This window comes from Serratia sp. EWG9, assembly GCF_019913725.1.
Lineage (GTDB): Bacteria > Pseudomonadota > Gammaproteobacteria > Enterobacterales > Enterobacteriaceae > Serratia > Serratia ureilytica.
Genome location: NZ_JADNRO010000004.1, coordinates 121,661 through 135,785 on the forward strand (window position 1 = coordinate 121,661; position 14,125 = coordinate 135,785).

General features: G+C 61.5%; 10 protein-coding genes. 9 read left to right on the top strand and 1 reads right to left on the bottom strand.

Going from position 1 to position 14,125, the window contains the following annotated elements; translation table 11 throughout:
• Nucleotides 1-9 precede the first annotated feature (9 nt).
• The 9 genes from mreB (at nucleotide 10) to ITX55_RS11310 (ending at nucleotide 11,876) form a co-directional block, all read left to right on the top strand.
• Nucleotides 10-1,053: a rod shape-determining protein MreB gene (gene mreB / locus ITX55_RS11270; RefSeq protein ID WP_003855260.1), complete on the top strand. Its 1,044-nt coding sequence runs from the start codon at nucleotides 10-12 to the stop codon at nucleotides 1,051-1,053.
• A 94-nt stretch (nucleotides 1,054-1,147) separates the two neighbouring features.
• Complete coding sequence (gene mreC, locus ITX55_RS11275) at nucleotides 1,148-2,173, top strand: rod shape-determining protein MreC (protein WP_223085065.1); 1,026 nt, start codon at nucleotides 1,148-1,150, stop codon at nucleotides 2,171-2,173.
• Nucleotides 2,170-2,658, top strand: coding sequence for a rod shape-determining protein MreD (gene mreD, locus ITX55_RS11280; RefSeq protein WP_004936918.1), 489 nt, complete (start codon nucleotides 2,170-2,172; stop codon nucleotides 2,656-2,658). Before mreC ends, mreD begins: the two co-directional genes overlap by 4 nt.
• A gap of 10 nt (nucleotides 2,659-2,668) precedes the next feature.
• The gene (locus ITX55_RS11285; RefSeq protein ID WP_108682079.1) at nucleotides 2,669-3,253 is read left to right on the top strand and encodes a nucleoside triphosphate pyrophosphatase; all 585 of its coding nucleotides are present in this window, start codon (nucleotides 2,669-2,671) and stop codon (nucleotides 3,251-3,253) included.
• 38 nt (nucleotides 3,254-3,291) lie between these two features.
• A complete protein-coding gene (gene rng / locus ITX55_RS11290) occupies nucleotides 3,292-4,761 on the top strand; it encodes a ribonuclease G (RefSeq protein ID WP_019453170.1) in 1,470 nt (489 codons plus the stop codon).
• Between the two features lie 88 nt (nucleotides 4,762-4,849).
• On the top strand, nucleotides 4,850-8,650 hold the full coding sequence (gene yhdP / locus ITX55_RS11295; protein WP_223085067.1) for an AsmA2 domain-containing protein YhdP: 3,801 nt from the start codon (nucleotides 4,850-4,852) through the stop codon (nucleotides 8,648-8,650).
• Entirely contained in the window at nucleotides 8,647-9,507 is an 861-nt protein-coding gene (nit1, locus tag ITX55_RS11300) for a deaminated glutathione amidase (protein WP_197756112.1), read from the top strand. Before yhdP ends, nit1 begins: the two co-directional genes overlap by 4 nt.
• 7 nt (nucleotides 9,508-9,514) lie before the next feature.
• Entirely contained in the window at nucleotides 9,515-10,960 is a 1,446-nt protein-coding gene (gene tldD, locus ITX55_RS11305; RefSeq protein WP_033651236.1) for a metalloprotease TldD, read from the top strand.
• A 151-nt stretch (nucleotides 10,961-11,111) separates the two neighbouring features.
• Nucleotides 11,112-11,876, top strand: a complete 765-nt coding sequence (locus ITX55_RS11310) for a CDP-diacylglycerol diphosphatase (protein WP_197756148.1) — start codon at nucleotides 11,112-11,114, stop codon at nucleotides 11,874-11,876.
• Between the two features lie 60 nt (nucleotides 11,877-11,936).
• Here ITX55_RS11310 and ITX55_RS11315 read toward each other — a convergent pair whose 3' ends face one another.
• The gene (locus tag ITX55_RS11315; protein ID WP_197756113.1) at nucleotides 11,937-13,619 is read right to left on the bottom strand and encodes a PglL family O-oligosaccharyltransferase; all 1,683 of its coding nucleotides are present in this window, start codon (nucleotides 13,617-13,619) and stop codon (nucleotides 11,937-11,939) included.
• Between the last annotated feature and the right edge of the window lie 506 nt (nucleotides 13,620-14,125).

Genomic DNA, 14,125 nt, shown 5'->3' on the forward strand with positions numbered 1-14,125 from the left:
CCTTTCGTTATGTTTAAGAAATTTCGTGGCATGTTTTCCAACGACTTGTCCATCGACTTGGGTACCGCCAATACCCTGATTTATGTTAAAGGGCAAGGCATCGTACTGAATGAACCTTCGGTGGTTGCCATTCGCCAGGATCGTGCCGGCTCCCCAAAGAGCGTAGCGGCCGTCGGTCATGACGCCAAACAGATGCTGGGCCGCACCCCCGGCAACATCGCGGCTATTCGCCCGATGAAAGACGGCGTGATCGCCGACTTCTTCGTGACCGAAAAAATGCTGCAGCACTTTATCAAACAGGTTCACAGCAACAGCTTTATGCGCCCAAGCCCGCGCGTGCTGGTCTGTGTGCCGGTCGGCGCAACCCAGGTTGAACGCCGCGCTATCCGCGAGTCCGCCCAAGGGGCCGGCGCGCGTGAAGTGTTCCTGATTGAAGAGCCGATGGCGGCGGCGATCGGTGCAGGTTTGCCGGTTTCCGAAGCGACCGGCTCCATGGTGGTGGATATCGGTGGCGGTACCACTGAAGTGGCGGTGATCTCGCTGAACGGCGTGGTGTACTCCTCTTCCGTGCGCATCGGCGGTGACCGTTTCGATGAAGCCATCATCAATTATGTGCGCCGCAACTATGGCTCGCTGATCGGCGAAGCCACCGCAGAGCGCATCAAGCACGAAATCGGTTCTGCCTATCCGGGCGACGAAGTGCGCGAAATCGAAGTGCGCGGCCGTAACCTGGCTGAAGGCGTACCGCGCGGCTTTACCCTGAACTCCAATGAAATCCTCGAAGCCCTGCAAGAGCCGCTGACCGGCATCGTCAGCGCGGTGATGGTTGCGCTGGAGCAGTGCCCGCCAGAATTGGCCTCCGACATTTCCGAACGCGGCATGGTCTTGACCGGCGGCGGCGCGTTGCTGCGCAACCTCGATCGCCTGCTGATGGAAGAAACCGGCATCCCGGTCGTGGTGGCGGAAGATCCGCTGACCTGCGTGGCGCGCGGCGGCGGCAAGGCGTTGGAAATGATCGACATGCACGGCGGCGATTTGTTCAGCGAAGAATAGTCAGCCCCTGGAAGGAGGAATCGTATCGGATGAATGCGCACAGCGAAAATCGGGTACGGTTCCTCTTTCTGTTGTCGAGGAACTCGCATAATTTATGAAGCCGATTTTTAGCAGGGGGCCTTCCCTGCAACTGCGACTTTTTTTGGCGGTGATCGCGGCCATTGGCCTGATCGTTGCCGACAGCCGGCTCGGCACGTTCGTGAAGATACGTAACTACATGGACACCGCAGTCAGCCCTTTCTATTTTCTGGCCAACGGGCCGCGTAAAGTTTTGGACAGCGTGTCGGAAACGCTGGCCACCCGCCAACAGCTGGAGCTGGAAAACCGAGCTCTGCGGCAGGAACTGCTGCTGAAAAACAGCGATATTCTTCTTCTTGGCCAATTCAAGCAGGAAAACGCCCGCTTGCGCGAGCTGCTGGGTTCCCCGCTGCGCCAGGACGAACACAAGATGGTCACCCAGGTGATCTCCACCGGTTCCGATCCGTACAGCGACCAAGTCGTTATCGACAAAGGGTCGGACAACGGCGTCTATGAAGGCCAGCCGGTGATCAGTGACAAGGGCGTGGTTGGCCAGGTCGTGGCGGTGGCGAAGGTGACCAGCCGCGTGCTGCTGATCTGCGATGCCTCGCACGCGTTGCCGATTCAGGTGCTGCGCAACGATATTCGGGTGATCGCCGCAGGCAGCGGCTGCACCGACGATCTGCAGCTGGAACACCTGCCGAACAATACCGATATCCGCGTTGGCGACGTGCTGGTGACCTCCGGCCTCGGCGGCCGTTTCCCGGAAGGGTATCCGGTGGCGGTAGTCTCTTCGGTCAAGGTCGACAATCAACGCGCTTACACCGTGATTCAGGCGCGGCCGACCGCCGGTCTGCAGCGCTTGCGCTACCTGCTGCTGCTGTGGGGCGCCGATCGCAACGGCGACATGCCGTTGCCGCCGGACGAAGTTCACCGCGTGGCCAATGAGCGCCTGATGCAGATGATGCCGCAGGTGCTGCCGCCTGCCGGTTCGGTCGGGCCGCAGCTGCCGGCGCCGGCCACCGGCGTGGCGCCGCAAACCGTCGCTCCGGCGTCTGCCCAGCCTCCAGCCCAGCCTGCCGCGGCGGGAGTGGTGCAATGAACAGTTACCGCAGCCACGGGCGCTGGATCATCTGGCTGTCGTTCCTGGTGGCGTTGGTGCTGCAAATCATGCCGTGGCCGGAACAGATCTACATGTTCCGGCCTTCGTGGCTGGTGCTGATCCTCATTTACTGGGTGATGGCCTTGCCGCACCGCGTCAACGTCGGCACCGGTTTCGTGCTGGGGTTGATCATGGATCTGATCCTCGGCTCCACGCTGGGCGTGCGCGCGCTGGCGCTGGGCATCATCGCCTACCTGGTGGCGTTCAAATTCCAACTGTTCCGCAATATGGCGCTGTGGCAACAGGCGCTGATCGTCGTGCTGCTGTCGCTGTCGATGGACGTGGTGGTGTTCTGGGCTGAGTTTTTAGTGATCAACGTCTCTTTCCGCCCAGAGGTGTTCTGGAGTAGTGTGGTAAACGGCATTTTGTGGCCGTGGTTATTCCTGTTGATGCGCAAAATCCGCCGTCAGTTCGCCGTACAGTAAGGGTATCTCAATGACTTCGCTTTATCTGGCCTCCGGCTCCCCACGTCGACGTGAACTGCTGGCCCTGCTGGGCGTATCGTTCGACATCCTGTTGACGCATACCGAAGAGCAGCGCCGGGAAGGCGAAGCCGCAGAAGCCTATGTGCGCCGCCTGGCGCAGGACAAGGCCAAAGCGGGCGTGGCGCTGGCGCAGGAAGATCGGCCGGTGCTGGGCGCCGACACCATCGTGGTGCTCAACGGCCGGGTGCTGGAGAAGCCGCGCGACGAAGCCCATGCGGCACAGATGCTGGCGGCCCTGTCGGGCAAACAGCATCAGGTGATGACGGCGGTGGCGATCGCCGATCGCCAAGACGTGCGTTGCCAGCTGGTGGTGACCGACGTGACGTTCCGCAGCCTGTCGCAACAGGATATCCGCGACTATATTGCTACGGGCGAACCGATGGATAAAGCGGGCGCCTACGGCATTCAAGGAAAGGGTGGTTGTTTCGTCAGAACGATAACCGGGAGTTATCACGCGGTGGTCGGTCTGCCACTGGTCGAAACACATGAGCTGCTCAGTAATTTTGTCGCATTACGTGATGTAAGAACCGGTTGATGGGCGCTGCCATTATCGACCGGCTCTGAGGAGAAGGCATGACAGCTGAGCTACTGGTTAATATCACACCGTCTGAAACGCGGGTCGCCTATATCGATGGCGGCATTCTGCAAGAGATTCATATCGAACGCGAATCAAAACGCGGCATCGTCGGCAATATCTATAAAGGGCGCGTCAGCCGCGTCCTGCCGGGGATGCAGGCGGCGTTCGTCGACATCGGCCTGGACAAGGCCGCCTTCCTGCACGCCTCCGACATCATGCCGCATACCGAATGCGTCGCCGGCGACGAGCGGAAAAACTTCCACGTGCGCGACATCGCCGAGCTGGTGCGCCAGGGGCAAGACCTGATGGTGCAGGTGGTGAAAGATCCGCTCGGCACCAAGGGCGCGCGTCTGACTACCGACATTACGCTGCCTTCGCGCTATCTGGTCTTCATGCCGGGCGCGGCGCACGTCGGCGTGTCGCAGCGCATTGAAAGCGAAGCCGAGCGCGAACGCCTGAAGTCCATCGTTGCGCCGCACTGCGACGAGCTGGGCGGTTTTATCATCCGCACCGCGGCGGAGGGCATCGGCGAGGAGGAGCTGGCGCAGGACGCGGCGTTCCTCAAACGCCTGTGGACCAAGGTGATGGAGCGCAAGAAGCGCAACCAGACCAAATACAAGCTGTACGGCGAGCTGGCGCTGGCGCAGCGCATCCTGCGCGACTTCGCCGGCGCGGCGCTGGATCGCATTCGCGTCGATTCGCGGTTGACGCACGATCTGCTGGTGGAGTTTACCGGCGAGTATATCCCGGACATCACCCGCAAGCTGGAGCTGTACACCGGCAGCCAACCGATTTTCGATCTGTACGATGTGGAAAACGAGATCCAGCGCGCGCTGGAGCGCAAGGTGGAGCTGAAGTCCGGCGGCTATCTGATCATCGATCAGACCGAGGCGATGACCACCGTCGACATCAACACCGGCGCCTTCGTCGGCCACCGCAACCTCGATGAAACCATCTTCAATACCAACATCGAGGCGACGCAGGCCATTGCCCGCCAGCTGCGGCTGCGCAACCTGGGCGGCATCATCATTATCGACTTCATCGATATGAACAACGAAGAGCATCGCCGCCGGGTTCTGCACTCGCTGGAGCAGGCGTTGAGTAAAGATCGGGTAAAAACCACGATCAACGGCTTCTCTCAGCTAGGCTTAGTTGAAATGACGCGTAAACGAACGCGTGAAAGCATTGAACATGTGCTCTGTCACGATTGTCCTACTTGCAATGGGCGCGGCACCGTGAAAACGGTGGAAACCGTGTGCTACGAGATCCTGCGCGAAATTGTGCGTGTGCATCACGCCTACGATTCCGATCGCTTCCTGGTGTACGCCTCCGCGGCGGTCGGCGAAGCGCTGAAGAGCGAAGAGTCGCACGCGCTGGCCGAAGTGGAGATCTTCGTCGGCAAACAGGTGAAGGTGCAGATCGAACCGTTGTACAGCCAGGAGCAGTTCGACGTCGTCATGATGTAGCCCGCCCGACATCGGTAGGGGCCCGGCACGCCGGGCCCGTCAGTGCATAGATATTCCCGTTGCCAGGCAGCGGAGCAAGGAGAACTGCGTGAGGCGACTGCCTGGGATTCTGTTAGCAACAGGCGCCACCCTAATTGTGATTGTGGCGCTGCTGATCAGCGGGCTGCGCCTGATGCTGCCGAAGCTGAACGACTACCGCCCCCAACTGCTGGCGCAGGTGGAGAAGCTGTCCGGCGTGCCCGTGCGGATGGATTTCGTGCAGGGCAGTTGGGAAACGTTCGGCCCGCAGCTTGAAATGCGCAACCTGAGCGCTACGCTGCCCAAAAGCGATGTGCATATCGAGCGCGTGACGCTGGCGTTGGACGTGTGGCAGTCGCTGCTGCACTGGCGCTGGCAGTTCCGCGATCTGACCTTCTACCAATTCCGCCTCGATTTGAACGCCACGCTGGGCGGCGACCAGCAGGGCGAAGGCCTTGAGCCGGGCAGGATCAGCGATCTGATGCTGCGCCAGCTCGATCACTTCGATTTGCGCGACAGCCGTATCTCGTTCCTGACGCCCGCCGGCGCGCGCGCCGAATTTGACATTCCCCAGCTGACCTGGCTCAACGGCCGCGATCGTCACCGCGCCGAGGGGCAGATCAGCCTGTCGACGCTGAACGGCCAACACGGCGTGGTGCAGCTGCGCATGGACCTGCGCGATAATCAGGGCCTGCTGGATACCGGCACGGTCTACCTGCAGGCCGATAACATCGACATGAAACCCTGGTTTACCCGCTGGCTGCGCGCCAACACCGGGCTGGAAAGCGCCGACTTCAGCCTGGCGGCCTGGCTGCAGGTGCAGAACGGCCAGATCGCCGGCGGCAATGCGTTGCTCAAGCAGGGGGCGGCCAACTGGGACACCGGCGCCGCGCAGCACCGGCTGGACGTGGATAATCTGGCGCTGTCGCTGCGCCGCCAGGGCACCGGTTGGCAGCTCGACGTGCCGCAACTGCGGTTGAGCACCGACGGCCAGGCCTGGCCGCAGGGCGGGCTTTCCGCGCTGTGGCTGCCGGAAAACACTGAATTCATGGGGCCGGCGCAGAATGAAGAACTGCGTGTGCGCGCGACTGATATTCAGCTGGAGCGTCTGTCGGCGCTGTTGCCGACCTTCTCCTTCCTCAGCCCGGACGTGCTCGACCGCTGGAACGATCTGCAGCCGCAGGGGCAATTGGAAGCGCTGGCGCTGGACATTCCGCTCAAGCAGCCGGAAAAGAGCCGTTTCCAGGCGCTGTGGCGCGATGTCAGCTGGCAGCGTTGGGAACTGCTGCCGGGCGTTAACCACTTCTCCGGGGCGTTGAGCGGCGGGGTGGAGAACGGCCGCCTGACGCTGGGGCTCACCGACAGCACTCTGCCTTACGGCGACATGTTCCGCGCGCCGCTTGAAATCAGCAGCGCGCGTGGCGCGCTGACCTGGCGTTACAACGATCAGGGCTGGGAACTGGCGAGCCAGGGGCTGGACGTCAAGGCGAAGTCGCTATGGGTCAACGGCGATTTCCGTTATCAGCAGCCGGCCAAGGGCGATCCGTGGCTGAACATCCTGGCGGGCATCCGCCTGTATGACGGCGCCGACGCCTGGCGCTATTTCCCGGAACCGTTGATGGGCAAGCATCTGGTGGACTACCTGAGCGGCGCCATTCAGGGCGGCCAGGTGGATAACGCCACGCTGATTTATTCCGGCGATCCGCAGCACTTCCCGTATCGCAAAAACGAAGGACAGTTCGAAGTCTTCGTACCGCTGCGCCATGCCACCTTCCAGTTCCAACCGGGCTGGCCGGCGCTGACCGATTTGGCGATCGATCTCGATTTCGCCAACGAGGGGCTGTGGATGCATGCGCCGCAAACCCGGTTGGGCAAGGTGGCGGGTAAAAATATCAGCGCGGTGATCCCGGATTACCTGAAAGAGCGGCTGCTGATTGACGCCGACGTGGCCGGCGCGGGCAGCGATGTGCATGACTACTTTATGCAGACGCCGTTGCATGATTCGCTGGGGGCGGCGCTGGAGCAGCTGCAAATTGGCGGCGATGTCAGTGGGCGCTTACATCTGGATATCCCGCTGGACGGCGAGCAGGTCAAAGCCACCGGTGAAGTGGCGCTGAACAATAATTCGTTGCTGATAAAACCGCTGGAAAGCGAGCTGCAGAAGCTCAGCGGCAAATTCCGTTTCAACAACGGCAATCTGGAGAGCGACACCCTGTCGGCCAACTGGTTCGGGCAACCGGTGGCGGTCAACTTCACTACGCAGGAAGGCGAGCGTGACTACAAGGTCAACGTTGGTCTGAAAGGAGACTGGCAGCCGGGCAAGTTCCCCGGCCTGCCGAAAGAGGCCGCCGATGCGCTCAGCGGCAGCGCGCCCTGGCAGAGCCAGGTGGCCATCACGCTGCCGCACCAAGGTTCGGCCAGCTACGATATCGGTCTCGACGCGGATTTGAAGAAAGTGAGCAGTCACTTACCTTCGCCGCTGGACAAGGCACCAGGAGAGGCGCTGCCGGTGAACGTCAAGGTCAAAGGCGGTTTGAACGGCTTCATGTTGACCGGTAGCGCGGGCAAACAGAACCGTTTCAACAGTGAATGGAACTTCGATAAAAAACAGGTGAATCTGGCGCGCGCCGCTTGGCAAACCAACGGGGGCGGCACGCCGCCGCTGCCGGCCGGCAAGTCGATGACGCTGAATCTGCCGGCGTTGGACGGTGAGCAGTGGCTGGCGCTGCTCGCGCCGGCGCTGAAACAGGGCGGCGGCAGCGGCCAGGTGGGCGGTTTCAGCTTCCCCACCACCGTGGCGCTGACCACGCCGCAGTTGCTGTTGGGCGGCCAGGCCTGGCATAAGCTGACGCTGTCGGCCGAGAAACAGCTTGGCGCTACCCTCGTGAGCGCCAAGAGCGACGAAGTGGACGGCAGCCTGCGGGTGGCCGATCGCGGGCCGTGGCGCGCCGATATCAATTATCTGTATTACAACCCGCAGTTCGCAGAGACGAAAAGCGCGGCGGGTACGCCGCCGCCGCCGGAGAAAATCAGCTTCCGCGACTGGCCTTCGCTGATGTTGCGCTGCAAGTCGTGCTGGGTACTGGGGCAGAACCTCGGCAAGGTCGAGGCGGATCTGACTAATCGGGGCGATACTCTGACGCTGGATCACGGCCTGGTCGATACCGGCCAAGGGCGCATGACCGCCACCGGCCTGTGGAAACAAAACGCGCAAGAAGAGCGCAGCTCGCTGAAAGGCAAGCTGCTCGGCGGCAAGATTGATGAAACCGCCGCCTTCTTCGGCATCACCATTCCGCTCAAGGGAGCGCCTTACGACGTGGATTTCGATCTGTACTGGCATGGCACGCCGTGGCTGCCGCGGGTCGATACGCTGAGCGGCGCGTTGCAGGTCAAAATGGGCAAGGGCGAGATCGACAGCATGGGCGGCGGCCGCGCCGGTCAGCTGCTGCGGCTGGTCAGCTTCGACGCCTTGCTGCGCAAGCTGCAGTTCGACTTCAGCGATACCTTCGGCAAAGGCTTCTACTTTGATTCCATCCGCAGTACCGCCTGGCTGAAAGATGGCATAATGCATACTGATAATCTATTGATCGATGGCTTGGCGGCGGATATTGCTATGAGCGGCCAGATCGATTTGGCGCGCCGCCGCATCGATATGGAAGCGGTGGTGGCGCCGGCGATTTCAGCGACCGTCGGCGTGGCCACGGCGTTTGTCGTTAACCCGATCGTCGGCGCGGCGGTGTTCGCCGCCTCGCAGGTGCTGGGGCCGCTGTGGAGCAAGATTTCGCTGATTCGCTACCATATCGGCGGCGATCTCGACCAGCCGAAGATCAATGAGGTACAGCGTAAGTCAAAGGAGGATAAGGCGTCATGAGGAATGCTAACGTTGCGTTGTTGCAGTTGTGCAGTGGCGATCAGGTGCGCGATAACCTGGCCCAGATTGAACAGCAGATTAAGCAGCTCAATGCCGGGGTAAAACTGGTCATGACGCCGGAGAACGCGCTGCTGTTCGCCAACTCCGCAGCTTACCGCCAACAGGCGGAAAAACAGGGCGATGGCCCGCTGCAGAATGCGGTGCGCGAACTGGCGCGCCGCTATGGCGTGTGGTTGCTGGTGGGCTCGATGCCGCTCGTAAGCCGTGAGAACCCGGAGCTTATCACCACCAGCAGCCTGTTGTTCGACGAGCAGGGCGAGATCCGCGCCCGCTACGACAAGCTGCACATGTTCGATGTGGACATCAACGACGCGCACGGCCATTACCGCGAGTCGGATACCTACCAGCATGGGCAGCACCTGACGGTGGTGGATACGCCGGTCGGGCGTTTGGGCATGACCATATGCTACGATCTGCGCTTCCCCGCGCTGTTCCAGGCGCTGCGGGCGCAGGGCGCCGAACTGATTTCGGTGCCGGCGGCCTTTACGCGGGTAACCGGCGAGGCGCATTGGGAAGTCCTGCTGCGCGCCCGAGCGATCGAGAACCAGTGCATGATCCTGGCGCCGGCGCAGGTGGGGCGCCACGGGCCGACCCGTCGCACCTGGGGCCACACGCTGGCCGTCGACGGCTGGGGCAAGGTACTGGCCGAGAACCCGGACGCCGTGGCGGCACTGAAGGTGCGCGTGGACGCCGCAAGCCTGAAAAATATTCGTGCGCAGATGCCGGTGCTGCAGCACAACCGATTCCAGACGTCGCTGACGGCGCCGTCTGACAAGTTATCCTCCAATCAAGAGTGAAACCATTATGAGCCTGACGTTTGTCAGTGAGCAGTTACTCGCTACCAACAAGCTGAGTCATCAAGACCTGTACTCGGTACTGGGTCAACTGGCAGAACGCCGTATCGACTACGCCGATCTCTATTTTCAGTCCAGCTATCACGAAGCCTGGGTGATCGAGGACGGCATCATCAAGGATGGCTCTTACAATATCGACCAGGGCGTCGGCGTGCGCGCCGTCAGCGGTGAGAAGACCGGGTTCGCCTATGCCGATCAGATCACTCTGAATGCGCTGCAGCAGAGCGCCCAGGCGGCGCGCAGCATCGTGCGCGAGCAGGGCGACGGGCGGGCGCATACCCTGGGCGAAATCGGTTATCGAGCGCTGTACCCGCTGCTCGATCCGCTGCAAAGCCTGCCGCGCGAAGAGAAAATCGCCCTGTTGCACCGCGTCGACAAGGTGGCGCGCGCCGCCGATGCGCGGGTGCAGGAAGTGAACGCCAGCATCACCGGCGTTTACGAGCAGGTGTTGGTGGCCGCCACCGACGGCACGCTGGCGGCGGACGTTCGCCCGCTGGTGCGCCTTTCCGTCAGCGTGCTGGTGGAGCAGGACGGCAAGCGTGAGCGCGGCTCCAGCGGCGGCGGCGGCCGTTTCGGCTATGACTACTTCCTGGAAACCGTCGACGGCGACGTGCGTGCCGATGCCTACGCCAAAGAAGCGGTGCGCATGGCGCTGGTCAACCTCGGCGCGGTAGCGGCGCCGGCCGGCAATATGCCGGTGGTGTTGGGCGCCGGCTGGCCGGGCGTGCTGCTGCACGAAGCGGTGGGCCATGGCCTGGAAGGCGACTTCAACCGGCGCGGCACCTCGGTGTTCAGCGGCCATATGGGCGAGCGGGTGGCGTCTGAGCTGTGTACCGTGGTGGACGACGGCACCCTGCAAGGGCGCCGCGGTTCGCTGGCGATCGACGACGAAGGCGTGCCGGGCCAGTACAACGTGCTGATCGAAAACGGCGTGCTGAAAGGCTACATGCAGGACAAGCTCAACGCGCGCCTGATGGGCGTCGCGCCGACCGGCAACGGCCGCCGCGAGTCCTACGCGCATCTGCCGATGCCGCGCATGACCAACACCTACATGCTGGCGGGTAAATCGACGCCGGAAGAGATCATCGCCAGCGTTGAATACGGCCTGTACGCGCCGAACTTTGGCGGCGGCCAGGTGGATATCACCTCCGGCAAGTTCGTGTTCTCCACCACCGAAGCCTATCTGATCGAGAAGGGCCGCATCACTAAACCGGTGAAGGGGGCGACGCTGATCGGCTCCGGCATCGAGGCGATGCAGCAGATCTCGATGGTCGGCAACGATCTGGCGCTTGATAAAGGCGTGGGCGTGTGCGGCAAAGAAGGCCAGAGCGTGCCGGTGGGCGTCGGCCAACCGACGCTGAAACTGGACACGCTCACCGTCGGCGGCACGGCGTAATTTTTCCTCCAGGGGCCACGCGTTGGCCCCTCAATCATGCTCCATTTTGCGGCCTTTCTCGCATTCGTAACGCTAAGCGCGGCAGGACGCCGTAGCCTGCACGATATAATGGAATAAAATTGACGTGGCGAAAAAACAGAGCAATACGATGATGACGCGTCTGGCTATACCCGCCCGGCGTTGGCTGCTGGCGCTGGGCGTCCTGTCCTTGACGGGCTGCGCCCGCTCTGATGCGCTGTGGGGCGTAGTCGATAAGCTTTGCATGGCCAATTATCAGCAAAAGCGCGATCCGGCGCCCTGTGAGCAGATTTATATGCCGCAGGGGAAGGCCCTGGGCTTTAGCGTGCTGCAAAACCCGCGTTACCCCTATCATTTTATTCTGGTTCCGACGGCGCCGCTCTCCGGCATTGAAAGCCCGCAGTTGCTGGCCGGGGAACGGACGGACTATTTTGGCTATGCCTGGCTGATGCGTTATCGGCTGGCCGCTGAATATGGCGGGCCGGTGCCGGATGATATGTTGGGCATGGCGATCAACTCCGCATATGGCCGCAGCCAAAACCAATTGCATATTCACCTGACCTGTCTGCGTAAGGACGTGCGGCGTCAATTGCAGGCGGAACGCCCCTACATACAGGAACAATGGCGGCCCTTGCCGGATAAGCTGTTGCGCCACACCTACTACGCGCGCCGCGTGATGCAGCCAACCGCGATGGGCGTTTACCCGATTAAGGATCTGGCAGATTATTTCCATCTATCGCCGCCGCAGCTGGCGGAATATGGCGTGGCGTTAGTGCCCACCACGTTTGGCGGCCAACGGGGGTTTATTTTGCTGGCCTCGAAGCGCGGCTGGGACGTCGGCAACCGCGCTTCGGTAGAGTCGCTGCTGGATAAAGAGTGCGCGATTTTGCCGCGTTAATTTTGCTACATAAAATGACGCAGGTGAGAGCGGCGAAGCATCGCTCTCACCTCGTTGTCCCTACCTGAACCGCGCATCCCGCGCAAACAGAAAAGCGGCTTCCCGTTGGCGAGCATCGGCTTGTGCCTGATCCCCCTGATAGCGCAAGATCATGATCAGCGTGGCGTAGACGTTGGCGTCGATGCGGCGCTGCAGATAGGCATTGGCCCACTGCCGATAGCCGGTCAACAGGGCATCATCGCGCGTTTGGTTATAGACCAGCAGCGCGTGAGATTGCTCGTCGAAGGTTTTGCGCTCCCGGTAGATCCAGGCGGCCGGCGGCGGCATCTGCTCGATGCTGTCGATGTTGGCCAGCATAGTGCGCTCCGACTGAGTGAGCGCCATGCGCCCTTGCCAGGCGAAGGCCGCCATCACCAGCACGCCGAGCGCCGCCATCGCCACCGGCAGGCTCAGGGCTTTGGCGAACGGCAGCGGGCGGGGCTCGCCGGTTTGGCCGTCCAGCAGCGCCAGCAGCAGCAGAAACGCCAGCCAGTGCGGCGCAGACAGATAGAAAGGGTATTCCAGCTGAGTGTGTATCAGCATCGGCAGCAGCACCAGGAACAGGCCGACGCGCGCACCGTTCGGCTGTTCTCGATCCCGTTGCCAGGCGCTTTTCAGCAGCCGTACGCCGGCGGCAAGGACGATAGCGATACCTGCCAGCGCCGTCAGGCCGCCCTCGACCCACCACAGCAGGATTTCATTGTGCGGATGCCCGGCGACTTCCAGCACTTCTCTCCAGGGCATTGTCTGCAGGCGGAAATGCGCGAAGCTGTATTCAAAGCCGCCGTAGCCCCAGCCCAGCAGCGGCTTGGCCAGGATCATGGCGCCGACGTCGTGCAGCATGGTCAGGCGCGCGCTGTTGGAGAATTCGCGGTCGAGTAAGACGCTACTTGTCTCCAGACCGAAACCGGTGAACAGCACCGTCAGACCGATCGCGGCGCCCAGCAGCAGCGCGCCGCCGGCCCAGCGGCTTGCGGCCGGGCGTTGGCGGGCAAAGCGCCACAGCAGCAGCGCCGCCGCCAATGCGGCCCCCAACCAGGCTGCGCGCGACTGGATCAGCACCAGCAGGGCGGAGAAAGCGGCCAGCAGCGCGAGCAGCGGGATTTGCCGCCGCCGCGTCGGCGCAGAGAAGGGAGCCAGCAGCAGCCAGAGCGCCAAAGCCAGCCCGGTGGCGATAAAGCTGCCCAGCACGTTCGGCTGCTGAAAGACGCCGTAGACCCGGCCGCCGTTAGGGGATACCCAGGCCAGCGCGGGGGCGAACAGCTGTAAAACCGCCAACAACGCCTGAATGCCGACGGCAAACAACAGGCCGAACAGCAGCAGCTCGCGCTGCCGGGCGGTGACGCGCAGCTGCAGGCAGGCGACATAGAACAACCAACCGCCGAGCAGGCCGGCGCAGCGCCACAGGGCGTCTTCGCGCCATTCGGGGCGGGTATACAGCAACGGCAGCGCCAGCAAGGCGATGCCGAGCAGCAACAGGCGTGCGGTGGGCGTGAGCGAAAGGCGGATGCGACCCAGGCAAACGGTAAACGTCACGATCAGCGTAGTGAGCGCCATGACGCCCCAGGCCAGAATGTTTTGCGGCAGCGCCAGACCGTCGCCGCCCATGTTGGGATGATAGACCGGCAGGATCGCCGCCATCCAGATCAGCAGCAGGGGCAGCACGGCGATGGTCGCTGCGTTAGCGGGAGATTTATCGGCCATGGTTAACCTGCCAAGGCCTGATAGCGTTTATTAAATGCATGTTTTGATTATTCCCTATCCTTTATCCTGGTATTGAAATGCGTGTAATGTTGAAATCGACAATGTCTCACGGGAAATTTAAACCGTCTTTATGGTAAAACGATAAATAATGTTTGCCCTGAGAATGCGCGAGGCTGTTTGCCCAAAGAAAGGTTAAGCCGTATTTTTCACTCGCAAAAGGCATTTTTGTTGTTTGCAAAAACAGACGTGCCATTTTCTCAAATCTATTGTTATTCAGTCAATTTTTAATCTTAATATTGTTTTTATTAATTAAAATCAATGTGTTGTCTGTGGTTCTTGCGTGTGTGGATATCGTGGGGCATCCCGGCAATGGTCTATATTGGCAGGCAGTGTGAAGAATAAAAGTGGTATCTGCTTGTTTAATTGATGCCGTCAGTGGCGGCGTGAGGGCGGAGATTTGCTTCATCGTTTCCCATTGCTGGTTTTTAAATTCAATGTGATTTTCA

Coding starts and splice junctions, on each gene's coding strand:
- mreB (WP_003855260.1), top strand. CDS start 10: ATGTTTAAGAAATTTCGTGGCATGTTTTCCAACGACTTGTCCATCGAC.
- mreC (WP_223085065.1), top strand. CDS start 1,148: ATGAAGCCGATTTTTAGCAGGGGGCCTTCCCTGCAACTGCGACTTTTT.
- mreD (WP_004936918.1), top strand. CDS start 2,170: ATGAACAGTTACCGCAGCCACGGGCGCTGGATCATCTGGCTGTCGTTC.
- ITX55_RS11285 (WP_108682079.1), top strand. CDS start 2,669: ATGACTTCGCTTTATCTGGCCTCCGGCTCCCCACGTCGACGTGAACTG.
- rng (WP_019453170.1), top strand. CDS start 3,292: ATGACAGCTGAGCTACTGGTTAATATCACACCGTCTGAAACGCGGGTC.
- nit1 (WP_197756112.1), top strand. CDS start 8,647: ATGAGGAATGCTAACGTTGCGTTGTTGCAGTTGTGCAGTGGCGATCAG.
- tldD (WP_033651236.1), top strand. CDS start 9,515: ATGAGCCTGACGTTTGTCAGTGAGCAGTTACTCGCTACCAACAAGCTG.
- ITX55_RS11310 (WP_197756148.1), top strand. CDS start 11,112: ATGACGCGTCTGGCTATACCCGCCCGGCGTTGGCTGCTGGCGCTGGGC.
- ITX55_RS11315 (WP_197756113.1), bottom strand. CDS start 13,619: ATGGCCGATAAATCTCCCGCTAACGCAGCGACCATCGCCGTGCTGCCC.